The organism is Methanovulcanius yangii, assembly GCF_018687785.1.
Classification (GTDB): Archaea; Halobacteriota; Methanomicrobia; order Methanomicrobiales; family Methanomicrobiaceae; genus Methanovulcanius; species Methanovulcanius yangii.
Genome location: NZ_LTBL01000001.1, coordinates 1,297,175 through 1,311,322, shown reverse-complemented (window position 1 = coordinate 1,311,322; position 14,148 = coordinate 1,297,175). Strand labels below are relative to the sequence as shown.

Sequence of the window (14,148 nt, the reverse complement as noted above, 5' to 3'; positions counted from 1 at the left end):
TGAAATATATGGCATACAAACCGCAGTATGGTCCGGGTACCTCTACCGTCGCCGAGAACAGGCGCCGCCAGATGAACCCCGCCGTCGAACTTGAGAAAGTTCGTGAAGTCACTGATGAAGATGTCGTGCTTGTCCTCGGACACCGCGCACCTGGTTCCGCATATCCGACCGCACACCCGCCGCTCGCAGAGCAGCAGGAACCCGACTGCCCCATCAGGAAGATCGTCGCCCCGACCGAGGGTGCAAAGGCAGGAGACCGTGTCCGTTACGTCCAGTTTGTCGACTCGATGTTCAACGGCCCTTCACAGCCCTACCAGCGTACCTACACCGAGTGCTACCGCTTCCGTGGTATCGACCCCGGTACACTCTCCGGTCGCCAGATCGTCGAGTGCCGTGAGCGTGACCTCGAGGCATACTCCAAGTGGCTCATCGAGACCGAGATGTTCGACCCCGCACTGACCTCCATCCGTGGTGCAACCGTGCACGGTCACTCACTCCGTCTTGCAGAAGACGGCCTGATGTTCGACATGCTCCAGAGGTGCATCCTCGGAGACGACGGTGTCGTCCGCTACGTGAAAGACCAGATCGGTGAAGCACTTGACCGTGAAGTCCTTGTCGGCAAGCCGATGGACGAGTCATGGACCAAGGCAAAGTCGACCATCTTCCACTCTCTCGTCGGTGAATCATACCGTGACGACGAGGAGTATGTAGAGTACATCGTGCGTGTCCACACGCTCAGGACAAAATACGGCTTCATGCCGAAAGAGGAGTGATTTAAATGGGAAAAATTGAGAGATCACAGAAGCTCTTCCTCAACGCACTGAAGGAGAAGTTCGAGGGCGAGGACCCCGAGTCAGTAAAGACCACCTTCTACAACTTTGGCGGCCTCAAGCAGTCTCCGCGTAAGCGCGAGTTCATGAAGGCAGCAAAGGGCATCGAGATGGAGCGTGGAATTTCCATGTACGACCCCGAGCACTGCCACCTTGGCGGTCTGCCCATGGGTCAGAGACAGCTCATGACCTACGAGGTCTCCCAGACCGGAGTCTTCGTGGAGGGTGATGACCTGCACTTCGTCAACAACGCCGCCATGCAGCAGATGTGGGACGACATCCGCCGTACCGTGGTTGTCGGCATGGACCTTGCACACGCAACGCTCCAGAAGCGTCTCGGCAAGGAAGTTACCCCCGAGACCATCAACGAGTACCTCCACATCCTCAACCACGCAATGCCCGGTGCAGCAGTGGTTCAGGAACACATGGTCGAGACCCACCCCGGCCTCGTCGATGACTGTTACGTGAAGGTCTTCACCGGCGACGACGCCATGGCAGACGACATCGAGCCCCAGTTCCTCATCAACATTGAGAAGCTCTTCCCTGCAGAGCAGGCAGAAGTTCTCAAGAAGGAAGTCGGCAAGTCGATGTACCAGGCAATCCACATCCCGACCACCGTATCACGCACGTGTGATGGTGGAACCACCTCCAGGTGGTCTGCAATGCAGATCGGTATGTCCTTCATCGCAGCATACAGGATGTGCGCCGGTGAAGCAGCAGTCGCTGACCTCTCCTACGCCGCAAAGCACGCCGGTGTCTCGCAGATGGCATCCATCCTGCCCGCTCGCCGTGCCCGTGGCCCGAACGAGCCCGGTGGTATCAAGTTCGGTGTCTTCTCCGATATTGTCCAGGCAAACCGCAAGTACCCGAAGGACCCCGCCCGTGCATCCCTTGAGGTTGTCGGTGCAGGTACCATGCTCTTCGACCAGATCTGGCTTGGTTCCTACATGTCCGGTGGTGTCGGATTTACCCAGTATGCAACCGCAGCATACACCGACAACATCCTTGACGAGTACACCTACTACGGTATGGACTACCTGAAGGACAAGTACGGCTACGACTTCAAGAACCCGAACCCCGACACGATCGTTGCACCGACCCAGGAAGTTGTCAACGACCTTGCAACCGAGGTCAACCTCAACGCAATGGAGCAGTACGAACAGTACCCCACCATGATGGAGGACCACTTCGGAGGTTCCCAGCGTGCTGGTGTCATGGCAGCAGCCTGTGGTCTGACCTGTTCCATCGGTACCGGCAACTCCAACGCCGGTCTGAACGGATGGTACCTTTCCATGCTCATGCACAAGGAAGGATGGTCACGTCTCGGCTTCTTCGGATACGACCTGCAGGACCAGTGTGGTTCCGCAAACTCTCTCTCCATGGAGCCCGACCGCGGTCTGATGGGTGAACTTCGTGGACCGAACTACCCGAACTACGCCATGAACGTGGGTCACCAGGGAGAATACGCAGCTATCGTCGGTGGTGCACACTACGGCCGCAACGACGCATTCTGCTTCGACCCGCTTGTGAAGATCTGCTTCGCAGACCCGTCACTCACCTTCGACTTTGCCGAACCGCGCCGCGAGTTCGCAAAGGGTGCAATCCGCGAGTTCAAGCCTGCTGGCGAGCGCTCACTCATCATTCCGGCACGCTGATCGCGGAACCGGAACTACCCCATTTTTTTTTATTTAATTCAATCTATTGTGACATAACAGGGGTATTGATCTCAAATACCGCTGAATTTGGCGCTATTTTTTAAAATAAGGCAAATTGATTTTTCGAAACCTTTAATAAAATACCTATCAACCTTATTTTGAACCAAAAAGGGTTTGTGTAACGTGTTACTCTGGTGCATGTTGGCACACAGGAGGATGCCTGAATGGAAGAAATACTGTTTGGCATCGGTATCAGCGCTTTAGCTGGCGCTCTTGCCACCGTGGCCGGCGCAGCGGAGGATACTGAATCTGATATCGGATCACAGGGTGACCCGAACTCACAGGTTCAGCTTGCTCCGCAGATGGGATACGTTCACCGCATATACAACAAAGCTGTATCCGGTGAACCCCCTGCGTATGGTCTCTGGGTGGCATTGGCTGCCGGCGTCGCATGGGCGCTGATGGCGATTCAGTTTAATGCAATTCTTGCTCTCGTCATTGGTTCGGCGGTTGCAGTGTTTGTGCAGGGCGTGTACGCCACAACTGCATATCTCGGCCGTACGGCAAGTCTTGCAAAGTTTGAACAGCCGGTGTACATCGATATCTTAAAATCGGTGACATCCGTGACTATGGCACACGCATTTGTGGCCATCTTTGCGACCGTAACTATGTGTTTCCTTATGATTGAAGCACTTGGACACCCGTTCCCCCTTCCCCTGATGGGTATCGTCTGGGGTATTGCGCTTGGTGCGGCAGGTTCTGCAACCGGTAATCCGTTCTACGGAAAGGAACGCCAGTACCAGAAGTATGCCTTCGGCGCGGGTCTGCCCATTTCTGCATCCGGAGACATTGTCCGGTATGCTGAAGCAGGTCAGAGGAGCTCCCTTGACAACGGGTGGTTTACCTCGAAGGGCGCAGGCCCTGCATCGGGTATCTGTTTCGGTCTCATTGTATTCTTTGAACTCTGGCGTACGATCCTCTTCGAGCCGTTTGCGGCTGGATGGGGTGCGGTTATCGCCGGTGTTGTAGTAATTATCGTCTTCATGGTAATCGACCGCTATGTAGAGACCTGGGCACGCAAGACCTACGGTCCGTACACGGAAGAGGCAGCAGAAGAGGAGGCAGCAGCATGAGCGCACTTGGTGGTGGATCTTCCGGAGGAGAAGGCATCAACCCGACGGCTTCGCTTATCGCGCTTGTCATTGTCCTTGTCGCTGTTGCTGTCGTCTTTGTCGCCTACCCTGCAGCTCTCGTTCCGCTCATCGGTGTTATCATCGGCGGCGTGCTCATCTCATTCGGTGTGCACTTCGTGCCGGTCGGTGGTGCTCCCGCAGCTATGGGACAGGCACCCGGTATTGCAACCGGTGTCGCAATGCTTGCAGCCGGTGGTGGCCTTGCAGGTCTCTTCGGAGGCGCATGGGCAGCTGAATTCGGTCTCGCTCTCTCTCTTGCCGCAGGTGCAATCGGCGGTGCACTTCTGATGGCAATCACCTGTCTGATGGTGAATGTTGTCTACGTCTACGCCATGGGTATTCCCGCTGCATCCGGTAAGGTTGACAAGGACCCGATCACGGGCGACACCTTCCCTGCATACAAGTCACAGGGTACTGAAGGTCACGGCCTCCCGTTCATCTCCTATGTCGGAGGTGTCATCGGTGGTTTCTTCGGTGGTCTCGGCGGTACGCTCATCTATTACGAACTTCTCCAGGTCTATGAGGAGGCACTCCCCTCGTTCCTCGGTGTCACCGAGGGCATGAGCATTCTTGCTGTCTCTCTCGCCGGTATCTTTGCTGTCGGTATGTTCCTCGTTGCGGCTGTTCTGACCGCGTACAACATTACCGGTACCATCGAAGGTCCGCACGACCCGAAGTTCAAGCGCTGGCCCCGTGCAGTTATCGGATCAAGTGCAGCTTCCGCAGTCTGCGGTCTGTTTGCAATTCTTCTGGTGGTTATCTGAGGTGAGACAAGATGTCGGTTAAAATTGAAGCATCCGAAGGCGGCATGCCCCATGACAAAATGCTGGGCATCGGCGTTGTCGGAGCACTGGTATGTCTGTACATTGTCTACCTCAACAGCCTGATGTCTACTGAGGTCTTTGCCTTCTTCGGCGGCCTTGCAGCAGTCATCGCACTGTGGTGGGGTACTGACTCCATCAAGACGCTGTGCAGCTATGGTCTTGGTACCGGTGTCCCGTCAGCGGGTATGATCTCGCTCGGGTCCGGTGTCATCGCGTTCCTCTTTGCAACGAAACTCGCGGGAATCTCCCCGCTTGCAGTCCCTATCGGCTGTGTCGTCATTGCAGCAATTATCGGAGCAATCCTCGGATTTATTGCAGACAAGGTTCTGAACATGAACATCCCGGTCATGACCCGCATGATTGCCGAGCTGACCATCGTCGGTTCCCTGACGATGCTCGGATTCACCGCAATGGTCTCCGGTTCGTTTATCTTCACTGACCTGATTGCAGGATCCGTCTCGTTCCTCGGCATGGAAGTCACCAGCTACGCGGCGTCCGTCATCGGAGGCTGTGTGCTTGCAACGATCTTCATGCTTGGTGCAATCGCAATCCAGCACCCGTTCAACGCCTGCCTTGGCCCGAACGAATCCTGGGACAGGACCCAGATGTGCGCTCTCGAGTGCGGGTTCCTGAGCATGCTTGTAGTTGCAATCATGTCCGTTGCATTCCTTGGCCTCTTTGCAGTCGTGATTTCCTTTGCGATCTCCGTCATTCTCTGGGGCTGGTCTTACAGCGAGTACATCAAGCTCTCGAAGCGTGACGCATTTGACTGGCTTGACTCCAAGCCGATCCGAGAGGTTGGAGGTGAGTAAGAATGGGATATGTAGAAGTACTGCCTGAGTTCGGACTCGTCGCTGACCCCATCGTCGGTCTTGTGACCACTGCCGGAGCATCTCTTGGCCCGGTTATCGAGCGGGTCGACGAGCTCGACAAAATTGCAGATGACATTGTGAACATGCTTTCCGGTGAAGGCAACTTCAAGGCGTCGTTCCCCAACCGTGAGAAATCACTCCTCTATGCAGGAAGTGTCACGGCAATGTGGTATGGCCTTGCAGTCGGTCTCTTCATCGCGGGAGTAATCGCGTTTGGGTTCATTTGAGGTGGTGAAAGATGGCAAACAAGAAATCACCAGCATCCGGATGGCCTATTATCGCAGGCGATTATCACTCCGGAAACGCAGAGAGCTGTGTTGCAGTCTGTACCTTCGGGTCTCACCTGGATGAGCAGGGTATCTGTGATGCAGGCGCCGCAATCTGTGGTTCCTGTAAGACGGAGAACCTTGGTCTCGAGAAGCTGATTGCAAACACCATATCGAACCCGAACATCCGCTTCATCCTCTTCTGTGGAACAGAAGTGAAGGGTCACCTTTCCGGTCAGTCGCTCAAGGCACTGCACGAGAATGGTGTCGAAGGCGGAAAGATCGTCGGTTCACAGGGTGCAATCGCATTCATCGAGAACCTCGATGCAGCCGCAATCGAGCGGTTCCAGCAGCAGGTCGAGATCATCGATATCATGGAATCCGAGGACATGGGCGCAATCACCGGCAAGATCAAAGAGTGCGAGGGCAAGGACCCTGGTGCATTTGATGCCGACCCGATGGTTGTCGAAGTGTCCGAGGAAGAGGGTGGCGCCGGTGGAGAAGGTGCGGGCGAGGAAGTCCCCCTGACCGCTGAGCTTGCACTCATCCATGCCCGGATGAAGACCATCCAGATGATGGTGACCAGCATGGGATACCGTGACCGCTATGCGGCCGGTGTGTATTCAGGAAAAATTGAAGGAATCATGATTGGGTTGATCATTTCGTTCATCCTGCTTGGATTCCTGTTGATAGGGTGATGTAAATGGCAGAAGGAAATCAATCCGGACCAATTCGCACCGCTGCCATCGACCAGATCATGTCGGACATCAAGTACAAGGGCCAGATTCTCGCCCGTACCAACAAGCTTGAGTCTGCAATCCAGTCGGGCGGTGTCATGGGCTTTGCAATAGGCCTTATCGTTGCACTCATCCTTGTGCTCGTTCCGGGCCTGATGCTGGGAGGTATCTGATATGGCAGCGAAAAAGTCTCCGGCATCCGGATGGCCTATTATCGCAGGCGATTATCACTCCGGAAACGCAGAGAGCTGTGTTGCAGTCTGTACCTTCGGGTCTCACCTGGATGAGCAGGGTATCTGTGATGCAGGCGCCGCAATCTGTGGTTCCTGTAAGACGGAGAACCTTGGTCTCGAGAAGCTGATTGCAAACACCATATCGAACCCGAACATCCGCTTCATCCTCTTCTGTGGAACAGAAGTGAAGGGTCACCTTTCCGGTCAGTCGCTCAAGGCACTGCACGAGAATGGTGTCGAAGGCGGAAAGATCGTCGGTTCACAGGGTGCAATCGCATTCATCGAGAACCTCGATGCAGCCGCAATCGAGCGGTTCCAGCAGCAGGTCGAGATCATCGATATCATGGAATCCGAGGACATGGGCGCAATCACCGGCAAGATCAAAGAGTGCGAGGGCAAGGACCCTGGTGCATTTGATGCCGACCCGATGGTTGTCGAAGTGTCCGAGGAAGAGGGCGGCGCCGGTGGCGCAGTATCGGCAACTGCAAACCCGCAGTTCCTTGAAATTGAGGCAAAACTCAATGCAATCGAGGAAAAACTCGAGTTCGCAGAAGCAGAACTTGCACAGAGATTCGGACGCAAGGTAGGCCGTGACATCGGTATTCTCTATGGCCTTGTGGCTGGTCTGATCGTATTCATGATGTTGTTGGTATTACTCCCCAAATTAGGCGGATTCATCTGAGGAGGAGTGACAGGTATGTTCAAATTTGAAAAAGAGCAGGCGGTACACGACTTTAACGGTACCAAGATAGGCGGGCAGCCCGGGGAATACCCGCGGGTTCTCGGAGCCTCCATCTTCTATAACAAGCACGAGACTGTTATCGACGATGAGAAGGGCATAATTGACAAGGATCGCGCAGAGGCGCTCTGGAACAGGTGTCTTGAACTTTCAGATCAGACTGGAATCAAACACTTCATCCAGATCATCTCTGAATCAGGAGAGGCATTTGAGAGCTACTTCTCATGGTTTGACTCCATTGACAACAAGAATGCATTTCTGATGGACTCATCCATGCCTGGGGCACTTGCCCACGCATGTGAGTACGTAACCGAGGTTGGTCTTGCAGATCGTGCAATCTACAACTCGATCAATGGTTCAATCCTCCCGGAGAACATTGAGGCACTGAAGAACAGTGACGTCAATGCAGCAATCGTCCTCGCCTTCAACCCTGGCGATGCCTCGGTTATCGGCCGTGAGAAGGTGCTCGCAGAGGGTGGCGTTGCAGGACAGGCAAAGTCCATGCTTGCAATCGCAGAAGAGTGCGGTATCACCCGCCCCATTCTCGACACAGCGGCAACTCCCCTCGGTCTTGGTTCCGGCGGTTCATTCCGTGAGATTCTCGCCTGCAAGGCAATCCACGGTCTCCCCACCGGTGGTGCCTACCACAACATGACCGTGTCCTGGACCTGGCTGAAGCGCTGGAGGAAAAATGTTCTTGCCCAGCAGTACGAAGGCAAGGACATCCTCCTTGAGCAGATGGCCCACCACCACTTTGGCGGTTTCGAAGGTATCAGGCAGGCTGCATGGTCGGCTCCTGATATCGGCTGTAACATCATGGCAGCAACCCTTGGTGCAGACCTCATCATGTACGGACCTATCGAGAACTGTGAAGCAGCAACGACTGCAATCGCCTTCTCCGATATCGTACTCGCCGAGGCAGCAAGAGAATTCGGCCTCCAGCCGCAGACCGAAGAGCACCCGCTCTTCAAGCTGTGCTGAAATTCTCCCTCAAATATTCTTTTTTCCGTGTTTTCCCATCCAGAATATCATGCTGAATGAGGAATCTGTTTTCCGATTCAGAGAATAATGGTGAATGTGGAATCTGATGTCCTGTTCCGGAAAAGATGAGGTATGGGCTATGGTGTACGGATCCGGACACAGTAAATCATCAGTATGGTTTCCATTCGAATATCTGGTATAGATTGACTGGATCGCCATTTTTTCCGGGGATGCGGGAGAAGGCCGGATGCTTTTCTCACCTTCCGGAATTCCGGTATCCGCAAGTGGCGTTATGGTTGATGTTCATGGAGTCTCCTGGAAAAACACGATTATCAGGCTTTCATCCGGCAGAGTCCGGCTTTCCGGATGGATTTATGCAAATGTCGGTTTGAGCGGAAAAAAGGCAAAAAGGGTTACAACCGGATGGTCTGCATGCCGGGAAGGATCTCGAGGGAGACGTCGGTGTTGACGACACTGTGAGTGAGGCTTCCCATACTGATGAGGTCGATATCGAGAACTGCATATGCCTCAAGGGTTTCTTCGGTAATGGTCCCGGACACCTCGATGAGCACGTTCCTGCGCACATCCCTGCTCTCGAGAAGGTCCAGAGTCTTCTGGACCGTGATCGGTTTCATATTGTCGAGGAGAAGGATGTCCGCTCCTGCCTGTGCTCCGCGCAGAGCCTCTTCGGGTGTTTCGACCTCCACTTCGATCGTTTTGTACCGGGTTACAGCGCGGGCCCGGGCCACGGCCTCCTCGATGGGAATGATCTCGAGATGATTGTCCTTGATGAGTATCTGGTCGGAGAGGCTGGACCGGTGCGGGTCACCACCACCAAGCCGAACAGCCTTTTTGTCAAAGAACCTGAGTCCTGGAGCGGTTTTTCGTGTTCCTGCGACCCGGACACGGGAATTTGCCTCCCGTGCCAGTCCGGCCGCACGGGCGGTGGCAGTGGCGATCCCGCTCATACGTCCCATCAGATTGAGGACGGGGCGTTCCAGCAGGAGAATAGTAATGGTTTTCCCGGAGATCTCGATGACGGTTGCCCCGGACGACAGTTTGTCTCCGTCCTGAACGCTCCGCCGCACCGTGCATCCGTAGTGCGTGAAGAGGAGCGATGCCTCCTCCACCCCCGCGATGGTACACGCCTGCCGGGTAAGGATTCGTGCACTGCATTCCCGTTCCGGCGGGATCAGTGATTCTGATGTAATATCGCCATACGGGGAATCTTCTTCAATGAATTGGAGAAGACGTTCTATTTCGGTCATCCTTCTACCTCAGGGCAAGCATACGTTCGATGGGTACTTTCGCCCGCTCCATAATTTCATCGGGGAGTTCAATCTCATAGGTGTCGGTCCTGAGTGACCGAAGGACCGAATCAAGGGTGATCTTTTTCATATCCCTGCATACCGCTCCCTCCTTCACGTGGAAGATCCTGTCGGGGTAGAGGGTGCGCAGGCGGTACGCCATGTCGCGTTCGGTCAGGAGTGTCCAGGTACGGGCACTCTCTGCCATCCGCACCATTCCTCCGGTCGATGCAACAAGGTCGGACCCATTGCGCACCTCACGTGGACATTCAGGGTGACATATGGTCACATCGCCCCGTTCGGCAGCTTCGATGACATCGTCACAGGTGAACTGCTGATGCACATAGCAGTGACCGCCGCGGGGAAGAGGAATGATCTGCTTCTCCGGAATTTTTGACTGGACATAGTCGGCCAGATTCGAATCCGGGCCGAAGAGGACGGTTTCGGCCTCGAGCGACCGCACGACATCCACCGCATTGGCCGAGGTGCAGGTGATATCCGCCTCCGCCTTTGAGGCGGCGGTGGAGTTTACATAGAGGACGACAGCGGCACCCGGATGCTCCCTGCGTGCCTCCCTGATCATCTCCGGTGTGAGAAAATCTGCGAGGGGACATCCTGCGTCCTTTTCCGGAAGCAGAACGGTCTTTGATGGATTGAGGATCTTTGCAGTCTCTGCCATGAAGAGAACGCCACAGAACACGATGACATCTTCCCGTGCCTCCTTTGCCCGTATCGCAAGCTCGAGACTGTCACCCAGGATATCGGCGATATCCTGAATTTCCGGGGGCTGATAATTATGTGCAAGAATCACGGCATTTCTGCGTTTTTTCAGTTCCAATATTTCGCGAATGATTTCTTCGTTCATGGTTTTCAGGTTCCAATCTGTAACGGTCGGTCGAGATTGCGCAGCAGGGTGAGGATGGACAGGGCAGCAAGATAACTTGTTGCAGGATTGTCCGGACTTGGATTGTTCCTGACGGTGATCGTCACTTCACCGAATTCTCCTTCATATGTGAGTTCATGAATATTCCTTATTGCTGCGGGATCAGCCCAGAGTTCGACCTCTGCCTTCACACCGGATGCAAGTTCAATTGCAACTGCGACATTAATATTTTTCGGGAATTCCCTGATACAGTCCGCTGCGGTTCCCTTGAAGACAAGCATCCTCTCATTTGTGGCAATCCCGAGGGAGGCGGGGTTCTTGGTTGTCCGCAGAACGACACGGGTGATATTTGCAAATTCACCTGTCTTGAGTCCGTCGAGCCCGACAATAGCCCCTGATGGAATGTAGACCCTGTGGTCTGTCGCAGCGGCAAGCTGCTCGATGCCCCTTCTGAGTTCTTCATCGGCTAGCGCGCCAACGCTGAGTATTACGATGTCCTTTCCCTTTGTGAGGATCGTCTGTGCATATTCCCTGACGGCCGCGACCGATGCCGCCTCGACGATGATGTCGGCATCGGATTCCAGAAATCTGTCAAAGTCGGGATATACTCTCGCACCACAGAGGTTTGCGACCTCTTCGGCCCTTCTGGTATCCACATCAAAGACTGCAGTTACGACGAATCCGTCACACCTTTCGGCAATGATATGACCGACATTGCCACACCCAAGGAGTCCGACCTTTTTCATCTGTATATATTCATTGCGATGGCAGGGTTAATGTATTTCGCCCGCCGGGGGAAACGGATGCCACCGGTAACCGGCATAACCTATTTATATTGGCTGGGACGAACATTTCCCCAATGTGTGGTGAATGTTTTTTTGCCCGTGATTGCTTTTATCACCTCTAGCCCGGGCCACGCAGACTGCACATATCGTTTTAGCACTTTTTTCCAGCACTATAGCGGAGAGAGCGTAATCTTTAACTGGTTTACGCAGACTCTCTGGTAGATGCCGGAATTTTTCTCCTGTTCCCGTTCGCATCCAACCGGGGAGGAATACCTATGAGAGGAAAAGAAATTCGTCTTGAAAGAATCATGAACCGTGAAACGGGCACCACCGTCATCGTGCCCATGGACCACGGGGTATCGTCGGGCCCTGTCGCAGGTCTTATCGACCTTGATGATGCGGTCGGCAAGGTCGCCCGCGGCGGAGCAAATGCCGTAATAGGCCACATAGGACTTGCATTGCACGGTCATCGGAAGGGAGGGCCGGACATCGGGCTCATCCTGCATCTCTCTGCAAGCACCGACCTCGGACCCGACCCGAATGACAAGGTGATCGTAAATACGGTCACCAATGCCCTGAAGATGGGCGCCGACGGGGTCAGCGTGCACTGCAACATCGGTGCCGAGTCGGAAGCACGGATGCTTGCAGACCTCGGCAGAATTGCTGTGGAATGTATGGAATGGGGCATGCCGCTCCTTGCCATGATGTACCCGCGCGGAGCAAAGGTCGAGGATGAAAAGGGTGTGGAGAACGTCAAACACGCGGCACGTGTCGCATCCGAACTCGGGGCGGACATCGTCAAGACTCCCTACACCGGCGATCCGGACTCATTCCGTGAGGTGACGATGGGCTGCCATGTGCCGGTGGTCGTCGCCGGCGGGTCGAAGACCGATGATCGCACCACCCTCGAACTGATAGAGGGGGCGATGGAAGCGGGCGCCGCAGGAATATCCATCGGGCGCAATGCATTTCAGCATCCGAATCCTGACCTCTTTGTACGGGCAATGGCCATGGTCGTGCATGAACACCGGAGCGCCGAAGAGGCAATGGAGATTCTGAGGGTATAATATGGAAATCGGAAAGGCGATACGTCTGGAGCGGATCATGGACAGAAACACCGGGAAGTCGGTTATCATACCGATGGACCATGGCTTTTCCCTCGGCCAGATATACGGCCTTGGGGATATGTCGCAGGTGATATCCGATGTCAGTGAAGGAGGGGCGAACGCCATCGTTCTCCACAAGGGCATGGTACGACACGGTCACAGGAAACATGGCCGGGATATCGGCCTCGTCGTCCACCTGTCGGCAAGCACCAGCATGAATCCCGACCCAAACGACAAGGTGAGTGTCTGCACGGTGGAAGAGGCGATCGCGCTCGGAGCCGATTGTGTTTCCATTCATGTGAATCTGGGAGCATCCAACGAGTCGAGAATGCTCGAGGAAGCGGGAGCAATCTCAAAGGAATGCACGCGGTGGGGAATGCCGCTTCTCGTGATGATCTACCCACGGGGTGATCATATCGACCCCACCGACCCGCATGCCATCGGCCACTGTGTCCGGGTGGCCGAAGAGCTCGGTGCCGATATCATCAAGACCAGCTATACTGGCGATCCGGCAAGTTTTGCCGCCATCACAGGCGCCTGTGCCATCCCGGTGGTGGTTGCGGGCGGGGAAAAAGGCGATGACCTCGCGGCGCTTGCCATGATTCGTGATGCAATAAGTGCCGGGGCTGCGGGTGTTGCGATGGGGCGCAATGCCTTCCAGCGCGAAAACCCATCAGGGTTCATCCGTGCCATATGCCGGGTGGTGCATGGAGGCGAGGATCCGCACACCGCCCTGGAGGAATGCCGGTGAAGCTCTTCTGGGTGGATGTGCGCCCGTGGAACAAGGAGATCGCAACGACGGCACTGGAACGGGGTGCAGGGGCGCTCTTTGTCGAGGATCCGGAAAAGGCCCGCGCACTCGGCAGAGTGACCACCATCGCCCCCGGCGGGGATCTCGAACCGGGCCGGGATGTCTTTGAAGTCGTCATCGACGGAAAGGCGGGAGAGGAGGAAGCGCTGGCCCGTTCGAGGCAGGGCTATGCCATTGTCTCGACCACGGACTGGTCGGTCATCCCCCTGGAGAACCTCGTCGCCCAGTCCGACAGGATAATTGCCGTCGTCACGGATGCCGAAGAAGCCCGCGTCGCACTGACTGTTTTGGAGAAAGGCTGTGCGGGGATTCTCCTCCGGACGAATGATCCTGCGGTCGTACCGGCGGTGGCCGCGGTCGCCGAGAGCACAGCCGCCACCTGTGTTCTCGTTCCCCTGACGGTCAGGAACGTGGAGCAGGGCATCATGGGCGACCGGGTCTGTGTCGACACCTGTTCTCTTCTGCATGACGGTGAAGGGATGCTCATCGGCAGTTCGTCGTCGGCATTTCTTCTCGTCCATGCAGAGACGCTGGAAAACCCCTATGTCGCACCGCGGCCGTTCCGGGTGAATGCCGGGGCCGTCCATGCCTATGCGATGATGGCGGACGGCAAGACCAAATACCTCTCGGAAGTCCGGGCGGGCGACCGCGTACTCGTTGCAGCCGCCGACGGTTCGGCACGCGAGGCGATGGTGGGAAGAGTGAAGGTGGAGCGCCGTCCCCTCGTGGTGATCGACCTGGAAGGGCCCGACGGGACGACGTTCAGCGCCGTTCTCCAGAACGCAGAGACGGTACGACTGGTGGCTCCGGACGGGTCCGCCCTCTCGGTTGCGGCCATCCGTCCGGGAGATGTGGTTCTCGGCCATGTGCAGCGCGGCGGCCGCCATTTCGGCATTGCGGTCGAAGAGACCATCATGGAACAGTGA

16 protein-coding genes are annotated in these 14,148 nt (G+C 55.6%); 13 read left to right on the top strand and 3 right to left on the bottom strand.

The window, feature by feature from the left end:
• Positions 1–8 precede the first annotated feature (8 nt).
• From mcrG to mtrH, 10 genes are all read left to right on the top strand, one after another.
• Complete coding sequence (mcrG, locus tag AZH53_RS06725; protein ID WP_319642744.1) at positions 9–773, top strand: coenzyme-B sulfoethylthiotransferase subunit gamma; 765 nt, start codon at positions 9–11, stop codon at positions 771–773.
• A 5-nt stretch (positions 774–778) separates the two neighbouring features.
• The gene (gene mcrA, locus AZH53_RS06720) at positions 779–2,485 is read left to right on the top strand and encodes a coenzyme-B sulfoethylthiotransferase subunit alpha (RefSeq protein WP_319642743.1); all 1,707 of its coding nucleotides are present in this window, start codon (positions 779–781) and stop codon (positions 2,483–2,485) included.
• A 224-nt stretch (positions 2,486–2,709) separates the two neighbouring features.
• Positions 2,710–3,618: a tetrahydromethanopterin S-methyltransferase subunit E gene (gene mtrE, locus AZH53_RS06715; RefSeq protein ID WP_319642742.1), complete on the top strand. Its 909-nt coding sequence runs from the start codon at positions 2,710–2,712 to the stop codon at positions 3,616–3,618.
• A complete protein-coding gene (mtrD, locus tag AZH53_RS06710) occupies positions 3,615–4,442 on the top strand; it encodes a tetrahydromethanopterin S-methyltransferase subunit D (RefSeq protein WP_319642741.1) in 828 nt (275 codons plus the stop codon). The genes mtrE and mtrD overlap by 4 nt, the downstream gene beginning before the upstream one ends.
• Positions 4,443–4,453: 11 nt before the next feature.
• Positions 4,454–5,314 (top strand): tetrahydromethanopterin S-methyltransferase subunit MtrC, encoded by an 861-nt coding sequence (gene mtrC / locus AZH53_RS06705; protein ID WP_319642740.1) that lies wholly within the window; start codon positions 4,454–4,456, stop codon positions 5,312–5,314.
• Positions 5,315–5,316: 2 nt separating this feature from the next.
• Positions 5,317–5,601: a tetrahydromethanopterin S-methyltransferase subunit MtrB gene (gene mtrB, locus AZH53_RS06700; protein ID WP_319642739.1), complete on the top strand. Its 285-nt coding sequence runs from the start codon at positions 5,317–5,319 to the stop codon at positions 5,599–5,601.
• An 11-nt stretch (positions 5,602–5,612) separates the two neighbouring features.
• The gene (gene mtrA / locus AZH53_RS06695) at positions 5,613–6,338 is read left to right on the top strand and encodes a tetrahydromethanopterin S-methyltransferase subunit A (RefSeq protein WP_319642738.1); all 726 of its coding nucleotides are present in this window, start codon (positions 5,613–5,615) and stop codon (positions 6,336–6,338) included.
• Between the two features lie 5 nt (positions 6,339–6,343).
• Positions 6,344–6,550: a tetrahydromethanopterin S-methyltransferase subunit F gene (locus tag AZH53_RS06690; protein WP_319642737.1), complete on the top strand. Its 207-nt coding sequence runs from the start codon at positions 6,344–6,346 to the stop codon at positions 6,548–6,550.
• 1 nt (position 6,551) lies between these two features.
• Complete coding sequence (gene mtrA, locus AZH53_RS06685) at positions 6,552–7,292, top strand: tetrahydromethanopterin S-methyltransferase subunit A (protein WP_319642736.1); 741 nt, start codon at positions 6,552–6,554, stop codon at positions 7,290–7,292.
• Positions 7,293–7,307: 15 nt separating this feature from the next.
• Positions 7,308–8,330 carry a tetrahydromethanopterin S-methyltransferase subunit H gene (mtrH, locus tag AZH53_RS06680; protein ID WP_319642735.1) on the top strand — a complete coding sequence of 341 codons (1,023 nt, stop codon included), beginning with the start codon at positions 7,308–7,310 and terminating at the stop codon, positions 8,328–8,330.
• 413 nt (positions 8,331–8,743) lie between these two features.
• Here mtrH and nadC read toward each other — a convergent pair whose 3' ends face one another.
• From nadC to nadX, 3 genes are read right to left on the bottom strand one after another with little or no spacing between them, the layout of a single operon-like run.
• Positions 8,744–9,598, bottom strand: coding sequence for a carboxylating nicotinate-nucleotide diphosphorylase (gene nadC, locus AZH53_RS06675; RefSeq protein ID WP_319642734.1), 855 nt, complete (start codon positions 9,596–9,598; stop codon positions 8,744–8,746).
• 4 nt (positions 9,599–9,602) lie between these two features.
• Entirely contained in the window at positions 9,603–10,502 is a 900-nt protein-coding gene (gene nadA / locus AZH53_RS06670) for a quinolinate synthase NadA (RefSeq protein WP_319642733.1), read from the bottom strand.
• A gap of 5 nt (positions 10,503–10,507) precedes the next feature.
• Positions 10,508–11,266: an aspartate dehydrogenase gene (gene nadX / locus AZH53_RS06665; protein WP_319642732.1), complete on the bottom strand. Its 759-nt coding sequence runs from the start codon at positions 11,264–11,266 to the stop codon at positions 10,508–10,510.
• A gap of 314 nt (positions 11,267–11,580) precedes the next feature.
• Here nadX and AZH53_RS06660 point away from each other — a divergent pair, with 314 nt between their 5' ends.
• From AZH53_RS06660 to AZH53_RS06650, 3 genes are read left to right on the top strand one after another with little or no spacing between them, the layout of a single operon-like run.
• Complete coding sequence (locus AZH53_RS06660) at positions 11,581–12,372, top strand: 2-amino-3,7-dideoxy-D-threo-hept-6-ulosonate synthase (protein WP_319642731.1); 792 nt, start codon at positions 11,581–11,583, stop codon at positions 12,370–12,372.
• Between the two features lies 1 nt (position 12,373).
• A complete protein-coding gene (locus AZH53_RS06655) occupies positions 12,374–13,162 on the top strand; it encodes a 2-amino-3,7-dideoxy-D-threo-hept-6-ulosonate synthase (protein ID WP_319642730.1) in 789 nt (262 codons plus the stop codon).
• Complete coding sequence (locus AZH53_RS06650) at positions 13,159–14,148, top strand: 3-dehydroquinate synthase II (RefSeq protein WP_319642729.1); 990 nt, start codon at positions 13,159–13,161, stop codon at positions 14,146–14,148. Before AZH53_RS06655 ends, AZH53_RS06650 begins: the two co-directional genes overlap by 4 nt.

Excerpts from the sequence above, each read along its gene's own strand:
- mcrG (WP_319642744.1), top strand. The coding sequence starts at position 9 with ATGGCATACAAACCGCAGTATGGTCCGGGTACCTCTACCGTCGCCGAG.
- mcrA (WP_319642743.1), top strand. The coding sequence starts at position 779 with ATGGGAAAAATTGAGAGATCACAGAAGCTCTTCCTCAACGCACTGAAG.
- mtrE (WP_319642742.1), top strand. The coding sequence starts at position 2,710 with ATGGAAGAAATACTGTTTGGCATCGGTATCAGCGCTTTAGCTGGCGCT.
- mtrD (WP_319642741.1), top strand. The coding sequence starts at position 3,615 with ATGAGCGCACTTGGTGGTGGATCTTCCGGAGGAGAAGGCATCAACCCG.
- mtrC (WP_319642740.1), top strand. The coding sequence starts at position 4,454 with ATGTCGGTTAAAATTGAAGCATCCGAAGGCGGCATGCCCCATGACAAA.
- mtrB (WP_319642739.1), top strand. The coding sequence starts at position 5,317 with ATGGGATATGTAGAAGTACTGCCTGAGTTCGGACTCGTCGCTGACCCC.
- mtrA (WP_319642738.1), top strand. The coding sequence starts at position 5,613 with ATGGCAAACAAGAAATCACCAGCATCCGGATGGCCTATTATCGCAGGC.
- AZH53_RS06690 (WP_319642737.1), top strand. The coding sequence starts at position 6,344 with ATGGCAGAAGGAAATCAATCCGGACCAATTCGCACCGCTGCCATCGAC.
- mtrA (WP_319642736.1), top strand. The coding sequence starts at position 6,552 with ATGGCAGCGAAAAAGTCTCCGGCATCCGGATGGCCTATTATCGCAGGC.
- mtrH (WP_319642735.1), top strand. The coding sequence starts at position 7,308 with ATGTTCAAATTTGAAAAAGAGCAGGCGGTACACGACTTTAACGGTACC.
- nadC (WP_319642734.1), bottom strand. The coding sequence starts at position 9,598 with ATGACCGAAATAGAACGTCTTCTCCAATTCATTGAAGAAGATTCCCCG.
- nadA (WP_319642733.1), bottom strand. The coding sequence starts at position 10,502 with ATGAACGAAGAAATCATTCGCGAAATATTGGAACTGAAAAAACGCAGA.
- nadX (WP_319642732.1), bottom strand. The coding sequence starts at position 11,266 with ATGAAAAAGGTCGGACTCCTTGGGTGTGGCAATGTCGGTCATATCATT.
- AZH53_RS06660 (WP_319642731.1), top strand. The coding sequence starts at position 11,581 with ATGAGAGGAAAAGAAATTCGTCTTGAAAGAATCATGAACCGTGAAACG.
- AZH53_RS06655 (WP_319642730.1), top strand. The coding sequence starts at position 12,374 with ATGGAAATCGGAAAGGCGATACGTCTGGAGCGGATCATGGACAGAAAC.